Genomic DNA, 15694 nt, shown 5'->3' on the forward strand with positions numbered 1-15694 from the left:
TCCTCGCAAACACCCTAACCGCCGCATGCCGCGCAAACCACCTCCCAGAACCAGAAGGCCTCACAGCATAAAGGAAGGCTAGAGCCGCATCGGGATCGCCAGCGCTTTCGGGCCGGTGAGAACGGCCAGCGCACCGGCCTGCATCAGCGCGTCCAGCACCGGCGCGTCGCAGCGCAACCCGCCAGTATAGGCGCCGAAGGCGGGCATGAGGATGCGGTCTGCATCGGCCAGGAAACAGGGGCGGCTGCGCCCGGCCAGGCTGGCCTTGGGGTGGTAATGGCCCGAGATCTCGAGCCGCGCGCCGGGCGTGGCGATGTGGCGGAACTTCAGCGCGCCGATCTGCAACTCGGCCCGGTGGCTGCCGCCAAGGGTCAGCGGGCCGGGGTCGTGATTGCCCTCGATCCAGATCCAGTCGCGTCCGGCCATCATCCCCGTCAGAAGCAGCGCCTCCGGTTTCGGCAGCTCGTCGGCGGCGGCAAGGTCGTCGAAACTGTCGCCGAGACAGATCACGGTTGCGGGGGCAAATGTCGTGATTTCGGCCGACAGGCGGTCCAGCGTCGCCTGCCCCTCATAAGGCGGCAGAAGCGCGCCGCCGCGCCGGGCGAGACGCAGCGATTTGCCCAGATGCAGGTCCGAGACCACCAGCACCTTTTGCGCGGGCCAGGAAAGCGCGCCCGAGGGCAGGGCGTGCAGCGTTTCGGGGCCAAGGGTCAGGACATGGTGCATAGGCCCGATCTGCCCCGAAGGCCGCGCCGCTGGCAAGGGCCGAAGAGGGGGCGTCCGCAGGCCTATTGCAACCAGGGTGCAGGCGGCGGAGCGCTTGCAGAGAGACGCGGGCCGGTCAGACCTTCGGTCGGAGCCACGGGCACGGCTTGGGTGACGAGTTCAGGGTCGCGCTTTTCGTAGAAGGCATTGCCGCCCGTGGTCAGGACATAATGCATGTTGTTGTAGCCCGCCCGGTAGCTGGCGGTATGGAAGAACTGGGCGTCTGCGATCAGCGGGTGCCGCTCGCCTGCCAGAACGGCGCTGGCGGCTTCGGGGATCAATGGCGCGGTCCTGAGGTTCATCTTCTTGGTCATCACGCCCGGGGCGAATTGATTCCTCTGGCCGACGACGCCGCAGACATCCCGCGCATAGCGCCCCGATTCCAGCCGGTTCATCACCACCGAGCCGACCGCGATCATCCCGTCGCGGCTTGAGCGGTTCGATTCGAAATACATCGCCCGCTCCATACATTCCTGCGGCGTGTGGCGGGGGCCGCAACCGGCAAGGATCGCCAAGACAAGGCAGGCGCCGACGGCGCGCGGGGGGAGGCGTTTCATTGGGTCTGTCCTGCTCGACATATTTTTCAGGCAGTCTAGCGCAGAAAACACGCTCTGGCTTTCACCTTGTTGTTGGCGTGCCGGGGGGGGGCGGCGCTGTCCCGCCGAGGACCCGAAGGGACTCCGGGTCTCATTGGCCCGGGGGGGCCAGCCGCGCAGGGTCTTGCGCCAGCCCGGCCGCTTCCATCAGCGCCTGGGCGGCAGTTTCGGCTAGCCTTTCGCGCCCGGCGCCATGGATCGGCACCTTGCCGGGTTCCAGGAACAGCGGCGCCGCCAGCGGCGTGACGCGGGGCAGGCGCAAAAGGTCGATGCGGCCATGGGTGCGGGCAAGCAGGCCTTCGATTCGGGAGAAGTCGATCAGGCCGCGCATCGCCTCGTCGCGGGTGATCCGCAACAGCAGGTGGTCAGGGTCATAGCGACGCAGCGTGTCGTAGAGGATGTCGGAGGAGAAGGTCGCCTGCCGCGCAGTCTTGCGGTTGCCCTGATGGTTGCGCGGGGTCAGCCCCGAAATCAGCGCGACATTGCGGAAGCTGCGCTTCATCAGGGCATTGCCCTGCAACCAGGTGTCGAGACCGTGGCGCAGGGTTTCGGGCGCGAAGAGAGGGGCGGGGTCGGTGACCGGCTCCAGCCCCCAGATCAGCGTGGCATAGTCGGTGGCGACAAAGCCAAGGGGCGCGAGGCCTGCCTCTTCCATCGTCTTGGTGACCAGAAGGCCCAGCGTTTGCTGGGCATTGCGTCCGGCAAAGCCATAGATGCACAGATGCTCGCGCCCCTCATGCGGGAAGCTTTCCAGCAGAAGCCGCCCCGGTTCCGGCAGGTGCGAGACCCGGGCCTGAAGCGCCAGCCAGTCGGCGGTGTGCTTGGGCAATTCGGGCCAGCTGCTCTGCTGGAACATCCGCAGGATGCGGTCGGAGAGCTGGGTGGAGGTGGCGAATTTCGTGCCGCCGAAGACCGCCACCTTGGGCGGGCGACCGGGGGCGCGGCTGACCTCGACGGTCATTTCGTCCAGCCCCTCGTAGCGCACGATCTCGCCCCCCATCAGGAAAGTATCGCCGGGGGTGAGAGAGGCTGCGAAGAATTCCTCGACCTCTCCCAAAGGCGCGCCGCCGCGGCCGCGCAGGCGGACCTTCAGCGTCTCGGTATCGATGATCGTGCCAAGGTTCTGGCGGATCAGGGCGGCGGCGCGCGGGTCGCGCAGGTGCCAGACCCCGTCGGACAGTTTCAGCCGCTGCCAGCGGTCATAGGCGCGCAGGGCGTAGCCGCCGGTGGCGACGAAATCGAGCGTGGCATCGAAACCGGCGCGGGTCAGGTTGCGATAGGGACCGGCGGTCACAACCTCGGCGTAAAGCGCGTCGGCCGCGAAAGGCCCGGCGCAGGCGGTGATCAGAATGTGCTGGCAGAGGACGTCGAGCGGCCCGTCCGGGCGCGGGTCGCCGTCAAGGTCATGGTCGCGCACCGCTTGCAGCGCGGCCTGACATTCCACCACCTCGAAGCGGTTGGCGGGTACCAGCAGCGCCTTGGAGGGTGCGTTGTAGCGGTGATTGGCACGGCCGATGCGTTGCACCAGCCGTTTGACGTTCTTGGGCGCGCCGACTTGGATGACCAGATCGACATCGCCCCAGTCGATGCCCAGATCGAGCGAGCCGGTGCAGACCACGGCGCGCAGCCGCCCTTCGGCCATGGCCTGCTCGACCCGTTCGCGCTGTTCGCGGGCAAGCGAGCCGTGGTGGATGCCAATGGGCAGGTCATCCTCGTTCGCCATCCACAGATCGCGGAAGAACAGTTCAGCCTGGGCGCGCGTGTTGTGGAAGATCAGCGTGGTCGTGTGGGCGCGGACCTGGGCGAGAATGGCCGGAATGGCATAGCGCCCGCCCCCCCCGGCCCAGGGCGGAGGCTCGGCGGTTTCCAGCATCGCGATGTCGGGGTCGGGTCCGGGATCGGCCAGAAGGATGCGGGTGTCGGAGGAAAGAAAGCGGGCCAATGCGGGCGGGTCTTCGACCGTGGCCGACAGGCCGACGCGGCGCAGGCCGGGGGCAAGGCTTTGCAGGCGCGACAGAAGAAGCATGAGCTGGTCGCCACGCTTGGTTTCGGCCAGGGCGTGCAGCTCGTCCAGAATCACCCGCCGGGTCGATGCGAAGAGCCGTGGTGCGTCGGGGTAGCTGAGGAGAAGTGCCAGGCTTTCGGGCGTGGTCAGCAGGATATGCGGCGGATCGACCCGCTGGCGTTTGCGCTGGGTGGCGGAAGTGTCGCCGGTGCGGTCCTCGACCCGGATCGCCAGGCCGGCGCCCTCGATCGGGGTGCGCAGGTTGCGACGGATGTCGGCGGCAAGCGCCTTGAGCGGTGAGATATAGATGGTGTGCAGCCCGGGCGGCGGGGAGGCGCCGAGTTCGGCCAAGGTCGGCAGGAAGCCCGCCAGCGTCTTGCCGCCGCCGGTGGGCGCGATGAGAAGGCTGGCGGGTTCGTCGGCCCGCGCCAGCATCTCGGTCTGATGCGGATGCAGGGCCCAGCCGCGGGCGGCGATCCAGGTGGCGAGCGGGGCGGGCAGGGTCTGCATGCGGGCCAAGGTAGGCGGGCGGATGCGCGCATCAAAGGGGGATGGGCCATTTGCGGCGGGAAAGCGTCGGCGCGGGGCTTGCGGGGGCGGGGGCGGGGGCCTAAGGCGAAGGGGATTGTGGCCGGTCCTCGGGGATTTTGCACTCCCGGACCCCCGCAGAGTATTTTGACCAAGATGAAGGGGCAGGGGGCCGCGCGGGCGGGAGCCCTGCGGATGCGATGCGGCTTTTGTTTCTGGGCGATGTGATGGGGCGGGCCGGGCGCGCGGCGGTGGCGGACCGGCTGCCCGGATTGCGCGCGGAGTGGGGGCTCGATTTCATCGTGGTCAATGGCGAGAACGCCACCGGCGGCATGGGTCTTTCGGCGGACCATGCCAAGGGGTTGCTGGCGGCGGGCGCGGATGTGGTGACGCTGGGCGACCATGCCTTCGACCAGAAGGACATCGTGCCCCTGCTGGAGCAGGAGCCGCGCATCCTGCGGCCGATCAATTATTCCAAACTCGCGCCGGGGCATGGCGCGCGGGTCTTCGATGCGCCGGGCGGGCGCAAGGTTCTGGTGGTGCAGGTGCTGGGCCGGGTATTCATGAAGCAACCCTTCGACGACCCCTTTTCGGCCATCGAGCCGGTCTTGAAGGCGCATCCTTTGGGCCGGGCGGTCACGGCGGCGATCGTCGATGTCCATGCCGAGGCGACCAGTGAGAAGATGGGCATGGGGCATTGGTGCGACGGGCAGGCGAGCCTTGTCGTCGGCACCCATACCCATGTGCCGACGGGCGATGCACAGATCCTGTCGGGCGGCACGGCCTATCTGACCGATGCCGGCATGTGCGGCGATTATGACTCGGTGATCGGGATGGAGAAGCTTGAACCGATGCGCCGCTTTGTCACCGGCATGTCGAAGGCGCGTTTCGAACCCGCCAATGGCGCGGCGACGCTGTCAGGCGTCTTCGTCGAGACCGACGACAAGACCGGTCGTGCGCTTCGGGTCGCCATGGTGCGCCAGGGCGGACGCTTGCAGGAGGCCGCCCCGTGAGCAACCGCTGGCTGATGCCCGCAATACTCGTCTGGGTCGGGATCGGTTGGGGCGCGACCCAGCCTCTGGGCAAGATCGCCACGCAATCCGGCCATGGGCCTTTCGGGCTGATCTTCTGGCAATTGGTGGTCTGCGTCATGGTTCTGGGCACGATCAGCCTGGCGCGCGGCCGTGGGCTGGTGCTGCGCCGCGCCGCACTGCGTTTTTATATCGTCGTGGCGGTGCTGGGCACGCTGGTGCCGAATGCCACCTTCTATGTCTCGGTCAGCCGTTTGCCCGCCGGGATCATGTCGATTCTGATTTCGACCGTCCCGCTGATTGCCTTTCCGCTGGCGCTGATCCTGCGCAGCGAGCGCTTTTCGGTGCGCCGACTGGCAGGGCTTGTGCTGGGTCTGACCGGCGTTGCCATGATCGCCCTGCCCGGGGCGAGCCTGCCGGATCGCGCCATGGTTGCCTTCTTGCCGCTGGCCATGGTGGGGCCGTTTTTCTACGCGCTGGAGGGCACCTATGTCGCCCGCTATGGCATGGAGGGCATGGACCCGGTGCAGGCGATGTTCGGCGCCTCGGTCGCGGGGCTGCTGCTGTGCCTGCCGGTGACCCTGGCGATGGGCCAGTTCTTCTGGCCCTTGCCAGTCGGTCGACCGGAACTTGCGCTTGCCGCCTCGTCCGCGCTCCATGCGCTTCTCTATGCCACCTATGTCTGGATGGCGGCGCGGGCGGGTGCGGTCTTTGCCGCACAGACCAGTTATGTCGTCACCGGAGCGGGCGTCTTATGGGCGATGCTGCTTTTGGGGGAAAGGTTTTCTCCGATCCTGTGGCTGGCGCTTGTTATCATGTTGTTTGGTGTGGCATTGGTTCAGCCGCGTTCTCCGGCAAAACGGTCGGCGGGGGCGCGGGACCCTAACCAAGGACTTGAATGTTCGGCTTGACCCTGCCCGCTGAAGCCATGCCCTGGATGGCCTTGTTGATCCTGGCCATCATGTTCACCTTGTTCGTGCTGGAGGCCATGCCCGTCGAGGTGACGGCGATCGGCGGTGCCGCGACGATGATGGTGCTGGGCATCCTGCCGATCAAGGAGGCGGGGTCGATCCTGTCGAACTCGGCGCCCTGGACCATTGCCCTGATGTTCCTTGTGATGGGCGGGCTGGTGCGGACCGGCGCGGTCGAGATGGTGATCGGCACCGCTGAGCGGCATGTCGGGGAAAGGCCCGTTCTGACGATTGCGGTGCTGTTCACGTTTGTCGCGGTGGCCTCGGCCTTCATGAACAACACGCCGCTGGTTGCCGTGATGATCCCGGTGGTCATGCAGATGGCGGTCAGGATCGGCACCTCGCCGTCCAAGCTGTTGATCCCGCTCAGCTATATGACCGTTCTCGGGGGCATGATGACGCTGATCGGCACCTCGACCAACATCCTTGTCGACGGGGTGGCGCATGACAAGGGGCTGGAGCATTTCGGCCTGTTCGAGATCTTCCCGCTGGGCCTTGCCGTCTCGGTGGTCGGCGGGCTTTACCTTGCGATCTTCTCGCGCCGCCTGCTGCCCGACCGGCAGTCGATGGGAACGCTGCTGAGCGATCGGCGCCGGATGAAGTATTTCACCGAGGTCGCCATTCCCGAAGACAGCCCGCTGATCGGCCAGGCCCCGCAGGAGATCGACCTGTTCCGCCGCGATGGTGTGCGGTTGATCGACGTGCTGCGCGGAGATGCAAGTCTTCGGCGCGATCTGGCGCCGGTGCGGCTGCAACCCGGCGACCGGGTGGTGCTGCGCACCGAGATGACCGAGCTGCTGGGCCTGCAGCAGCGCAAGGATGTGCACACGGTGGACAAGCTGTCTTCGGTCAAGACCGAGACGGTCGAGGTTCTGATCGGGCCGGGCTGCCGGATGGAAGGCCAGCGGCTGGGCGATTTGCGCCTGCGGCGGCGCTATGGCGTCTATGTGCTGGCGGCGCATCGCCGCAATCAGAATATCGGCCGACAACTCGACGATCTGGTGGTGCGGGTCGGCGACACGCTGCTGCTGGAAGGTGCGGTCGAGGATATCCAGCGTCTGGCCGCCGACATGGATCTGGTCGATGTCTCGCGCCCGTCGATTCGTCCCTTCCGCCGCGCCAAGGCGCCCATCGCCATAGCCGCGCTTTCGCTGGTGGTCATGTTGTCGGCGCTGGACGTGGCGCCGATCATGCTGCTGGCCTTCCTGGCCGTTGCCGTGATCCTGGTCACCCATTGCGTAGACAGCGACGAGGCCTTCTCCTTCATCGATGGGCGGCTTCTCGCGATGATTTTCGCGATGATCGCGGTGGGAGAGGGGCTGGAGCAATCGGGCGCGGTCCAGATGATCGTCGACGCGACCTCGCCCTATATGGCGCATTTGCCGCCCTTCCTGCTGATCCTGACCGTCTACCTGATCGGTCTGATCCTGACCGAATTCCTGTCGAACAACGCCGTTGCGGTGCTTTACACGCCGGTTGCGATCAAGCTGGCGGAAAATCTTGCGCTGGACCCGCGCCCCTTCGCCGTGGCGGTGATGTTCTCGGCCACGCTGGCCTTTGCGACGCCGGTGGGCTATCAGACCAATATGATGGTCTATGGCCCCGGCGGCTATCGCTTCACGGATTATGTGCGGATCGGTCTGCCGCTGAACATCCTGATCATGCTGGTCGTGTCGCTGTTGATCCCGTTGATGTGGCCGCTGACCCCCGTTCTTCCCCAGGTGAACTGATGCGCGTTTCCCCCATACTCTTCCTTGGTCTGCTTCCCTTGGCCGCCTGCGCCGCCCTGCAAGGGCCGGTCCAGCCCGAGAGCGTGCGGCTGGACACGACCTCTTTGTCGCTGCGACTGACGGATGGAACAGTGTGCAAGGTCAACTGGGCGCAGGCGCCGGTCGGTCGGATGGGCGATTGCGGGCCGGGCTATGGCTATGCGGTGCATGTCGAGGAGAAGCCCAACATCCTGCGGCAACTGGTCGAGGGACTGTTCCTGACCTTGGGCGCCGAGGGGGTGCTGGCGCCGCAGGCAGAGGTGGTGATCACCGATCCGGCGGGCAGCGACTTCGTCTTCACCTCGCCCGCACCGGTTGAGGGATAGGGCCGCCTGACCGGCCTCGGGGCCGAAAGCGGAGTGGGGGCAAGGGGGGCCAAGTCTTGCGCAGATCGACACGGCTTTTCATGGCAGGGGTGATCCCCGTCGCGGCGGCGGCGGGCTTGTTCTACTGGGGCGCCACTACCGGCCTGACCCCGGCAGAGGGCCTGACCCGGGCCGATGTGATGAAGACCATCGGGCAAATTGCGGGCGGGGTGGCCGGGCTGGGCGTGGTGCTGTGGATTTTCGCCATCGTCCTGCGGCTGCGCGGGCGATAGCCCCAGGCCGCGCGGTGGCCGGGCTTGCCAGTTCCCCCATGGCCGGTGTAAGGCAGCCCATCATCGAAAAATGACCGGAGTACGAGGCCATGGCGGGCCATTCGAAATGGGCGAACATCCAGCACCGCAAGGGCAAGCAGGACAAGGCGCGCTCGGCGGCGTTTTCCAAATTGTCGAAGGAAATCACTGTCGCGGCCAAGATGGGGATGCCCGATCCCGACATGAACCCGCGGCTGCGGCTGGCGGTCAAGGCCGCCAAGGCCCAGTCCATGCCGAAGGACGTGATCGACCGCGCAATCAAGAAATCGCAGATGGGCGATGCGGCGGACTATAACGAGATCCGCTATGAGGGCTATGGCGCCGGCGGCATCGCCATTATCGTCGAAGCCCTGACCGACAATATGAACCGCACTGCCAGTAACGTGCGCAGCTATTTCTCGAAGGCGGGTGGCAATATGGGCCAGACCGGCTCGGTTAGCCATGGCTTCGACCGCGTGGGCGAGATCACCTATCCGGCTGGCGCCGGATCGGCCGATGACGTGATGATGGCGGCGATTGAGGCCGGGGCCGATGACGTTGAAAGCGACGAGGACGGCCACTGGATCTATTGCAAGGTCGAGGACCTCTCGACCGTCTCGGATGCGCTGGAAAAGGCGCTGGGGGAATCGACCGAGTCGAAGCTCGTCTGGCGTCCGCAGACCCGCACCGAGGTTGATCTTGAGACGGCGCAGAAGCTGATGAAGCTGATCGACCTTCTGGAAGAAGACGATGACGTGCAGACCGTGACGCATAATTTCGATGTGCCCGAGGCGGTGGCCGCCCAACTTTGAGCGGATCAGGGAGGCGGGTATGGCGCCCAAGTTCGGAACATCGGGTCTGCGCGGTCTGGTGACCGAGCTGACCGCCGATCTGGTGGCGGACCATGTCCGCGCCTTCCTGCGCGCCTGCCCGACCGGAGGCGCGGTCTTCGTGGGCCGCGACCTGCGCGCTTCGTCGCCCGATCTGGCGGCAGTGGTCGTGGGCACGGCGCGGGGCGAGGGGCTGGATGTCACCGATTGCGGCGCGCTGCCCACACCCGCGCTGGCCATGGCCGCGATGGCGGCGGGCGCGGCAGCGGTGATGGTGACCGGAAGCCATATTCCCGCCGACCGCAACGGCCTGAAATTCTACACGCCGACGGGCGAGATCACCAAGGCCGAGGAAGCGGCGATCCTGTCCGGGCTGGGGGCTGCGGCAGGCGGCAAGAGCGGCGGTTGGTCCGATGGGGCGGCGGCGGCCCCCGCCTTTGCCGCGCGCTATGCGCAGGCCTTTGCCGGTACTTTGGCTGGGCTGCGCATCGGCGTCTGGCAGCATTCCTCGGTCGCGCGCGATCTGTTGATGCAGGTTCTGGCCGAGTGCGGCGCCGTGCCGGTGGCGCTGGGCCGGTCTGCGCAGTTCGTGCCAGTAGATACCGAGGCGGTCGAGGATCATTGGCGCGAGGCCTTCCGGGGCTGGGTCGCGGGGCATGGGTTGGATGCGATGGTCTCGACCGATGGCGATGCCGACCGGCCACTGTTGGCGGATGAGACGGGCCGTCTGGTCCCGGGCGATGTGCTGGGCGCGCTGACGGCGCAGGCCCTGCGGGCCGATGTGGTGGCCACCACGGTTTCGGCCAATACCTGCGTCGACCTGATGGGTGGCTTTTCGGTGCGGCGCACGCGGATCGGCTCGCCCTATGTCATCGCGGCGATGGAGGCGGCGGCGGGCGCCCGAACCGTGGGCTATGAGCCGAATGGCGGATTTCTTCTGGGCTTTGCGGCGGAAGGGCCGACTGGCCCGCTTGCGCCCCTGATGACACGCGACTGCCTCTTGCCACTGCTCGCCCCGCTTGCCGCCGCGCGGGCCCGCGGCCTGTCGGTGTCGGGGCTGGTCGCAACATTGCCCGCCCGATTCACCGCCACGCTGCGCTTGCAGGGGGTCGAGTCTTCGGTCTCGGTGGCATTCCTGTCGCGTGTCGAGGCCGATCCCGCGCCACTCATGGCGGCTGCGGGTCTCGCTCCGGTTGCCTCGGTCGACCGCACCGACGGCTGGCGCGCGCATCTGCAAAGTGGCGAGGTGCTGCACCTGCGCCCCTCGGGCAATGCGCCGGAGTTCCGTGTCTATGCCGAGGCTGACAGCGCGGATCGCGCTGAAGCGATCGGTCAGAAGGCGCTGGCAGCGGTGGCGGCGGCCCTGCGGGCCTGAGGCCGCGCCCTGTTGCAGGGGCGTCATTCTCCTGTGATCCGCGGCGGGCATATCTCGCCCCAGCCGCGCCGGACGGGCGCGGCATGAGTCGCGCGGGGTGTGACATGACCGGGATGATGCGGGCGGAAGAGTTCGACACGGATAAGGCGCTGGCCGTGCTGCCGGCACCGCCTGCGCCGCTGCGCGATGTGGTCTTCACCTATGCCCATGACGGGCAGTCGCGTTTCCGCCGCCGCCTGATCCGCCTGATCGAAGCCGCCTCGGGCCGCAACAAGCTTGAGCGGCTGTACCGCAGCTGGCGGCAGCGCCCGCAGGTGGTGCAGGAGCAGATCTTTACCGCCGCTGTGCGCGAGCTGGATCTCTGGCCTGAATTCACCGAGGGCTCCTATGCCCGCGTGCCGCGCGAAGGCGGGCTTCTGGTCGTGGCGAACCACCCGTTCGGCATCGTCGACGGGCTGATGATCGGGCATCTGATCGCGACGGTCCGACCGGATGTGAAGCTGATGGTTCATTCCCTGCTGTGCCAGCCAACCGAAGCCAAGGACGTGCTCTTGCCGGTCGATTTCGGGGCCGGTGCCGAGGCGCGGCGCATCAGCGCCGAGACCCGGCGGCTGGCGGTCGAGTGGCTGGATCAGGGCCATGTCGTCGTGATCTTTCCGGCGGGCGGCGTAGCCACCGCAAAGAAGCCCTTCTCGCGCAAGGCGGCCGATGCGGCCTGGCATCCTTTCGTGTCGCGTCTGGCGCTGCGGCCCGGGGTGCAGGTGCTGCCTGTCTTTGTCCACGGACAGAATTCGCGCCTGTTCCAGATGGTCAGCCACTGGTCCTATCCGCTGCGCGTGGCGCTGATCTTCCGCGAGACGACGCGGCGCATGGGCCGCGCGGTCCGGCTGGCGGTGGGCGAGGCGATGTCGATGCAGGGCGAGGAGAAGGGCGGGGTCGTCGCGCGCTTGCGGGCGGCGACCTTCGCGCTGAGCGGTGGACAGGGTCCAGCGGCGAATGACGAGTTCGTCTTTCCCAGGCGCATCCGGTGGTGATGAAGCGCAAGAGCGCGACCTTGCAATGAAGATCGGATCGGACCGGGTCGCAGACCGGCCCCGAACGGCTTAGCGGGGCGGGACCAGAACCTGCGCCGCCTGGGCGCGGATCGCCGCCGTGAGATCGCGCAGCGCCGGGGCGGCAAGCCGGGTGAACTGCCAGAACAGCGGCACATCCAGCGCGCTATCTGGCGCAATCTCGACCAGACGACCCTCGGCAACCGCCTGTTTTACCAGAGGCTCGGGGTTCAGACCCCAGCCAAGGCCAAGAAGGCAGGCCTCGACAAAGCCCTGGGTCGAAGCGAGACGATGGCTGGGCAAGGTGACGGGTTGGCGCGCACCAATGGTCTGCCGTGCCACCCAGCGTTCCTGCAAACGGTCCTTTTCTGAGTAGTTCAAGGCGGGGGCCAGCGCCAGCGTTTCGGCCGTAACGCCCTGGGCGAACCAGCGGGCCGTGAAATCCGGGCTGGCGGTGGCGCGATAGCGCAGGGCACCCAGTTCCAGCGTGTCGCAGCCCTGGACCGGGCCCATATGTCCGGTGATCGCCGCCGAGACCACACCCCTGCGCAGCCAATCCTGACTGACATCCTGATCGTCGATCACCAGATCGAAAAGGAAACCGGGCGTTGCGGCCAGCGCCGGCAGCACCCAGGTGGCAAGACTGTCGGCATTGACTGCGAGGCGAAGCCGCGCCGGGGCGGCGACCAGCCCGGGCAGGTCCTGCGCCAGTTCGCGTTCGAGCAGCGCGATCTCGTCATGATGGCGGATCAGGCGCAGACCCGCTTCTGTGGCGCAGGCGGGTGGACCCCGATGCAGGACCGGCGTGCCAAGCGCTTCCTCCAGAGCGCGGATGCGCTGCGAGATGGCGGAGGGTGTGACATGCAAGGCGGCGGCGGCCCGGTCGAATGCACCGTGGCGATGGATGGCCGACAGCGCGGCGAGCTGGGCGGAATCGGGCATTTGTGGCGAACCGGCGCGAATGGAATCAACGATGAATTAAGCACAGCTTAACCGGATGAAAGACGATTAACTCGATTATTTCCGCGCTGCCAGCTACGAAATCGGAAGTTGATTTGGTCAGATATTGAATGGGGTGAGTGGTGCTTGAAGCGGCAATTGCAGGCTATTTTACCTCACTCAGCCTTATCCTGGCCATTGGTGCCCAGAATGCTTTCGTCCTCAGGCAAGGCTTGCGCCGCGAGCATGTCGGTTGGGTCGTTGCGATCTGCGCGGGATCGGATGCATTGCTCATCGGTGTCGGCGTGGCAGGTTTTGGCGCGGCCGCGCATTTTGTGCCCTGGCTGGGCGAGGCGATGCGCTGGGGCGGGATCGTCTTTCTGATCGTTTATGGCGCCATGCGCTTTGCCGCAGCCCGCAAAGGCGGCGAGGCGCTGAAGCCCTCCAATGGGGCGGCGGCGGTGCCGCTGGGGCGGGTAATTGCGACCTGTCTGGTGCTGACCTGGGCCAATCCCCATGTCTGGCTGGACACGGTGGCGCTTCTGGGATCGATCTCGGCGCAGTACAAACCGCATGGCCTTGCCTTCTATATCGCGGCGGCGCTGGGATCGTTCAGCTTCTTTTCGGCCCTTGGCTTTGGCGCGCGGCTTCTGGCCCCGATCTTCGCCAAGCCGCAATCCTGGGTCTGGCTCGAGATCGCGGTGGGCACGACCATGTGGCTTCTGGCGGCAGGGCTTGCCTTTTCCTGAGCGGCGGATCATGTCCGTCTCATGCAGGTGACGGGCGGGACAGATCTGGGAAGACCGGCGCAGGGCGTCGCCTGGATGGTGCTGTCCACGCTGGCCTTCGTGGGCGTCAACGGCATCGTCAAGCATCTGGGCACCGATCTACCAGCCGCGCAATCAGCCTTTCTGCGCTTTGCCCTGGGGGTTTTCGTTTTCTTGCCGATGCTGCCCGGGATCCTGCGCACGGCCTATCCGGCGACGATCTGGCGGCTGTTTCTTCTGCGCGGCGTGCTGCATGTGGCGGCGGTGCTGTTCTGGTTCTACGCCATGGCGCGGGTGCCGGTGGCGGAAATGTCTGCGATCGGCTTTTTAAATCCGGTGCTGGTGCTGATCATTGCCGGGCTTCTGCTGGGTGAGGGGCTGTCGGCGCGGCGGGTGGCGGTGGCGGGGGTGGCGCTCGTGGGGGCCGTGATGGTGCTGCGGCCTGGGTTCAGGGAAATCAGCGAGGGCCATATGGCCCAGCTTGCCGCGACCCTGTGCTTTGCCGCCGCCTATATCTGCGCCAAACGGTTGAGCCTTGCCGTTCCTGCGGGGGTCGTGGTGGCCATGATGTCCTTTTCCGTCACGCTGGGGCTGTTGCCGATGGCGCTTTGGGTCTGGGTGCCCGTCAGCCTGACGCAGATCCTGTGGCTGGCGCTGGTGGCGCTGCTGGCGACGCTGGCGCATTACGCCATGACGCGCGCCTTTCAGGCCGCGCCGCTGGCAGTAACGCAGCCGGTGATCTTCCTGCAGATCATCTGGGCAAGCCTTCTGGGCGTTCTGGTCTTTGACGAGGGCATCGATCCCTGGGTCATCGCGGGGGGCGGGGTGATCGTGGCGGCGGTCAGCATCAACACGCTGATCGAGGCGCGGCGCGGCCGCCGGCGGGCCGCCGAGGCCATGGCTTCCGTTGCGCCCTGAGCCCAGGCCGCGCGCGGCCCTCTGAGATTCCCTTAGTCCTGCCCGCCTAGGGTCGCCGGTCAAGGCGATCCCGCGGAGGTTTTCCATGCCCGATGACACGACGATCCTGGGCCTGCCCCTGATCCTGGCCGCCCAGGCCCAGAAGCATGTCACTCATAACGAGGCGCTGGCCATGCTGGACGTGGCGGTCCAGCTGGCGGTGATCAACCGCGACCAGACCACGCCCCCCGCGCTGGCCGTGCCGGGGGACCGTCACATCGTCGCACCCGGCGGCTTGGTCGAGTGGGCGGGGCAAGACGGCAAGATCGCGGTGATGACAGAAACCGGCTGGCAATTCACCGCGCCCCTGCCGGGCTGGAGGGCCCATATCCTGGCCGAAGGCGCCACCGCAGCCTTCAACGGGTTGGCCTGGGTGACGCCGTCGCAGGGGCCGGGGCTCTTCGCGCAACTGGGCGTGTCGGCCACGCCCGACGCGACCAACCGACTGTCGGTCACCTCGCCCGCCGTTCTCTTGAACCATGCTGGGGCAGGACATCAGCTCAAGATCAACAAGGCGGCGGCAGGCGACACGGCAAGCCTTCTGTTCCAGACGGGCTTCTCGGGCCGGGCCGAGATGGGAACGGCGGGCAGCAACGATTTTTCGATCAAGGTCTCGGCCGATGGCGCGACCTGGAACACGGCCTTCACCGCAGCCGCGGCGACGGGCGAGATCACCCTGCCGCAGCCGCTGCATCTGGGCGGCCAGGTCAGCGATCCGGCCAGCCCCGCCAATGGCACGGTTTGGCTGAACACGACGACAGGCGAAGTCCGGCTTCGGGCGGTGGGGGCCACGGTGACGCTGGGGGCGGGGGGCACCTTGGGGCCCGCGGATTTCTGGTTGGTCGCTCGCTTCGGCTCGGCCTCGGCGACGGTGGGCCCGTTCGCGGGCACGGCGATTTCCTCGGGCACCAATTCCACCGCTATCCCAACGGCCGCATTGAATGGTCTCAACCCCTTCGGCGTTTTCCTGCGATCCTCCGCCGCGGCGAACAGCGGTTACCGCTACTGCACCAGCGCGGCGAGCGATTATTTCGGTGTGGCCAGCCGCAAGTTCCGGGGCAAATGCCTGTGGCGGGCGACCGCGTCGAACACGGTGCGGCTGGGCTTCCACAACGCCACCACCAATACCGACAGCGACAACGGCGCCTATTTCGAGATCGTCGCCGACCAGGTCAGCGCCAAGACGGCGGCCAATTCGGTGCGTACGACCCATGGCACCACCTACACCCTGACGGCGAACGCCCATTATACCTTCGACATCGAGGTCGATGCCGCCGCCGCTGCCGCGCGGTTCCGCCTTTACGAGAATGCCAATGCAACGCCGGTTCTGGATGTTTCCATCACCACCAACCTGCCGACAACCGGAGCCGATGCCTTTGGCGCAGGCGTCGTTGCGACCAATGCGGCCACCACGGCAAGCGACCTGATCGTGCTTTACGAAATGGGCATCGGCACTGTCGCGGCCTGGCGCCGGGCGGCGGGATAGTGCCTGC

Annotated in this window: 15 protein-coding genes; 11 read left to right on the forward strand and 4 right to left on the reverse strand. The window is 66.8% G+C overall.

What is annotated here, in order from left to right; translation table 11 throughout:
- Positions 1-78: 78 nt before the first annotated feature.
- The 3 genes from pdeM to ACED67_RS18980 all read right to left on the reverse strand — a co-directional run bounded on the left by pdeM (position 79) and on the right by ACED67_RS18980 (position 3876).
- Entirely contained in the window at positions 79-726 is a 648-nt protein-coding gene (gene pdeM / locus ACED67_RS18970) for a ligase-associated DNA damage response endonuclease PdeM (RefSeq protein WP_395543297.1), read from the reverse strand.
- A gap of 62 nt (positions 727-788) precedes the next feature.
- On the reverse strand, positions 789-1322 hold the full coding sequence (locus tag ACED67_RS18975) for a cell wall hydrolase (RefSeq protein ID WP_395543298.1): 534 nt from the start codon (positions 1320-1322) through the stop codon (positions 789-791).
- Between the two features lie 130 nt (positions 1323-1452).
- The gene (locus ACED67_RS18980) at positions 1453-3876 is read right to left on the reverse strand and encodes a ligase-associated DNA damage response DEXH box helicase (RefSeq protein WP_395543299.1); all 2424 of its coding nucleotides are present in this window, start codon (positions 3874-3876) and stop codon (positions 1453-1455) included.
- 218 nt (positions 3877-4094) lie between these two features.
- Between ACED67_RS18980 and ACED67_RS18985 the strand changes: the two genes are divergently transcribed.
- The 8 genes from ACED67_RS18985 (at position 4095) to ACED67_RS19020 (ending at position 11520) form a co-directional block, all read left to right on the forward strand.
- The gene (locus ACED67_RS18985) at positions 4095-4907 is read left to right on the forward strand and encodes a TIGR00282 family metallophosphoesterase (RefSeq protein ID WP_395543300.1); all 813 of its coding nucleotides are present in this window, start codon (positions 4095-4097) and stop codon (positions 4905-4907) included.
- Positions 4904-5836, forward strand: coding sequence for a DMT family transporter (locus ACED67_RS18990; protein WP_395543301.1), 933 nt, complete (start codon positions 4904-4906; stop codon positions 5834-5836). Before ACED67_RS18985 ends, ACED67_RS18990 begins: the two co-directional genes overlap by 4 nt.
- Positions 5824-7626, forward strand: coding sequence for an SLC13 family permease (locus ACED67_RS18995; RefSeq protein WP_395543302.1), 1803 nt, complete (start codon positions 5824-5826; stop codon positions 7624-7626). Before ACED67_RS18990 ends, ACED67_RS18995 begins: the two co-directional genes overlap by 13 nt.
- Positions 7626-7991, forward strand: a complete 366-nt coding sequence (locus tag ACED67_RS19000; RefSeq protein WP_395543303.1) for a hypothetical protein — start codon at positions 7626-7628, stop codon at positions 7989-7991. Before ACED67_RS18995 ends, ACED67_RS19000 begins: the two co-directional genes overlap by 1 nt.
- Before the next feature lie 56 nt (positions 7992-8047).
- Entirely contained in the window at positions 8048-8263 is a 216-nt protein-coding gene (locus tag ACED67_RS19005; RefSeq protein WP_395543304.1) for a hypothetical protein, read from the forward strand.
- Positions 8264-8352: 89 nt separating this feature from the next.
- A complete protein-coding gene (locus tag ACED67_RS19010; protein ID WP_395543305.1) occupies positions 8353-9093 on the forward strand; it encodes a YebC/PmpR family DNA-binding transcriptional regulator in 741 nt (246 codons plus the stop codon).
- A 19-nt stretch (positions 9094-9112) separates the two neighbouring features.
- A complete protein-coding gene (locus ACED67_RS19015; RefSeq protein WP_395543306.1) occupies positions 9113-10486 on the forward strand; it encodes a phosphohexomutase domain-containing protein in 1374 nt (457 codons plus the stop codon).
- Positions 10487-10590: 104 nt separating this feature from the next.
- A complete protein-coding gene (locus ACED67_RS19020) occupies positions 10591-11520 on the forward strand; it encodes a lysophospholipid acyltransferase family protein (RefSeq protein WP_395543307.1) in 930 nt (309 codons plus the stop codon).
- Between the two features lie 69 nt (positions 11521-11589).
- Here ACED67_RS19020 and ACED67_RS19025 read toward each other — a convergent pair whose 3' ends face one another.
- Positions 11590-12480 (reverse strand): LysR family transcriptional regulator ArgP, encoded by an 891-nt coding sequence (locus ACED67_RS19025; protein WP_395543308.1) that lies wholly within the window; start codon positions 12478-12480, stop codon positions 11590-11592.
- A 140-nt stretch (positions 12481-12620) separates the two neighbouring features.
- Here ACED67_RS19025 and ACED67_RS19030 point away from each other — a divergent pair, with 140 nt between their 5' ends.
- From ACED67_RS19030 to ACED67_RS19040, 3 genes are all read left to right on the forward strand, one after another.
- Positions 12621-13226, forward strand: a complete 606-nt coding sequence (locus ACED67_RS19030; RefSeq protein WP_395543309.1) for a LysE/ArgO family amino acid transporter — start codon at positions 12621-12623, stop codon at positions 13224-13226.
- A 21-nt stretch (positions 13227-13247) separates the two neighbouring features.
- On the forward strand, positions 13248-14162 hold the full coding sequence (locus tag ACED67_RS19035) for a DMT family transporter (protein WP_395543310.1): 915 nt from the start codon (positions 13248-13250) through the stop codon (positions 14160-14162).
- Between the two features lie 85 nt (positions 14163-14247).
- Entirely contained in the window at positions 14248-15687 is a 1440-nt protein-coding gene (locus ACED67_RS19040) for a DUF2793 domain-containing protein (protein ID WP_395543311.1), read from the forward strand.
- Positions 15688-15694 lie beyond the last annotated feature (7 nt).

Source organism: Neotabrizicola paludis, assembly GCF_044142105.1.
Lineage (GTDB): Bacteria > Pseudomonadota > Alphaproteobacteria > Rhodobacterales > Rhodobacteraceae > Pseudogemmobacter.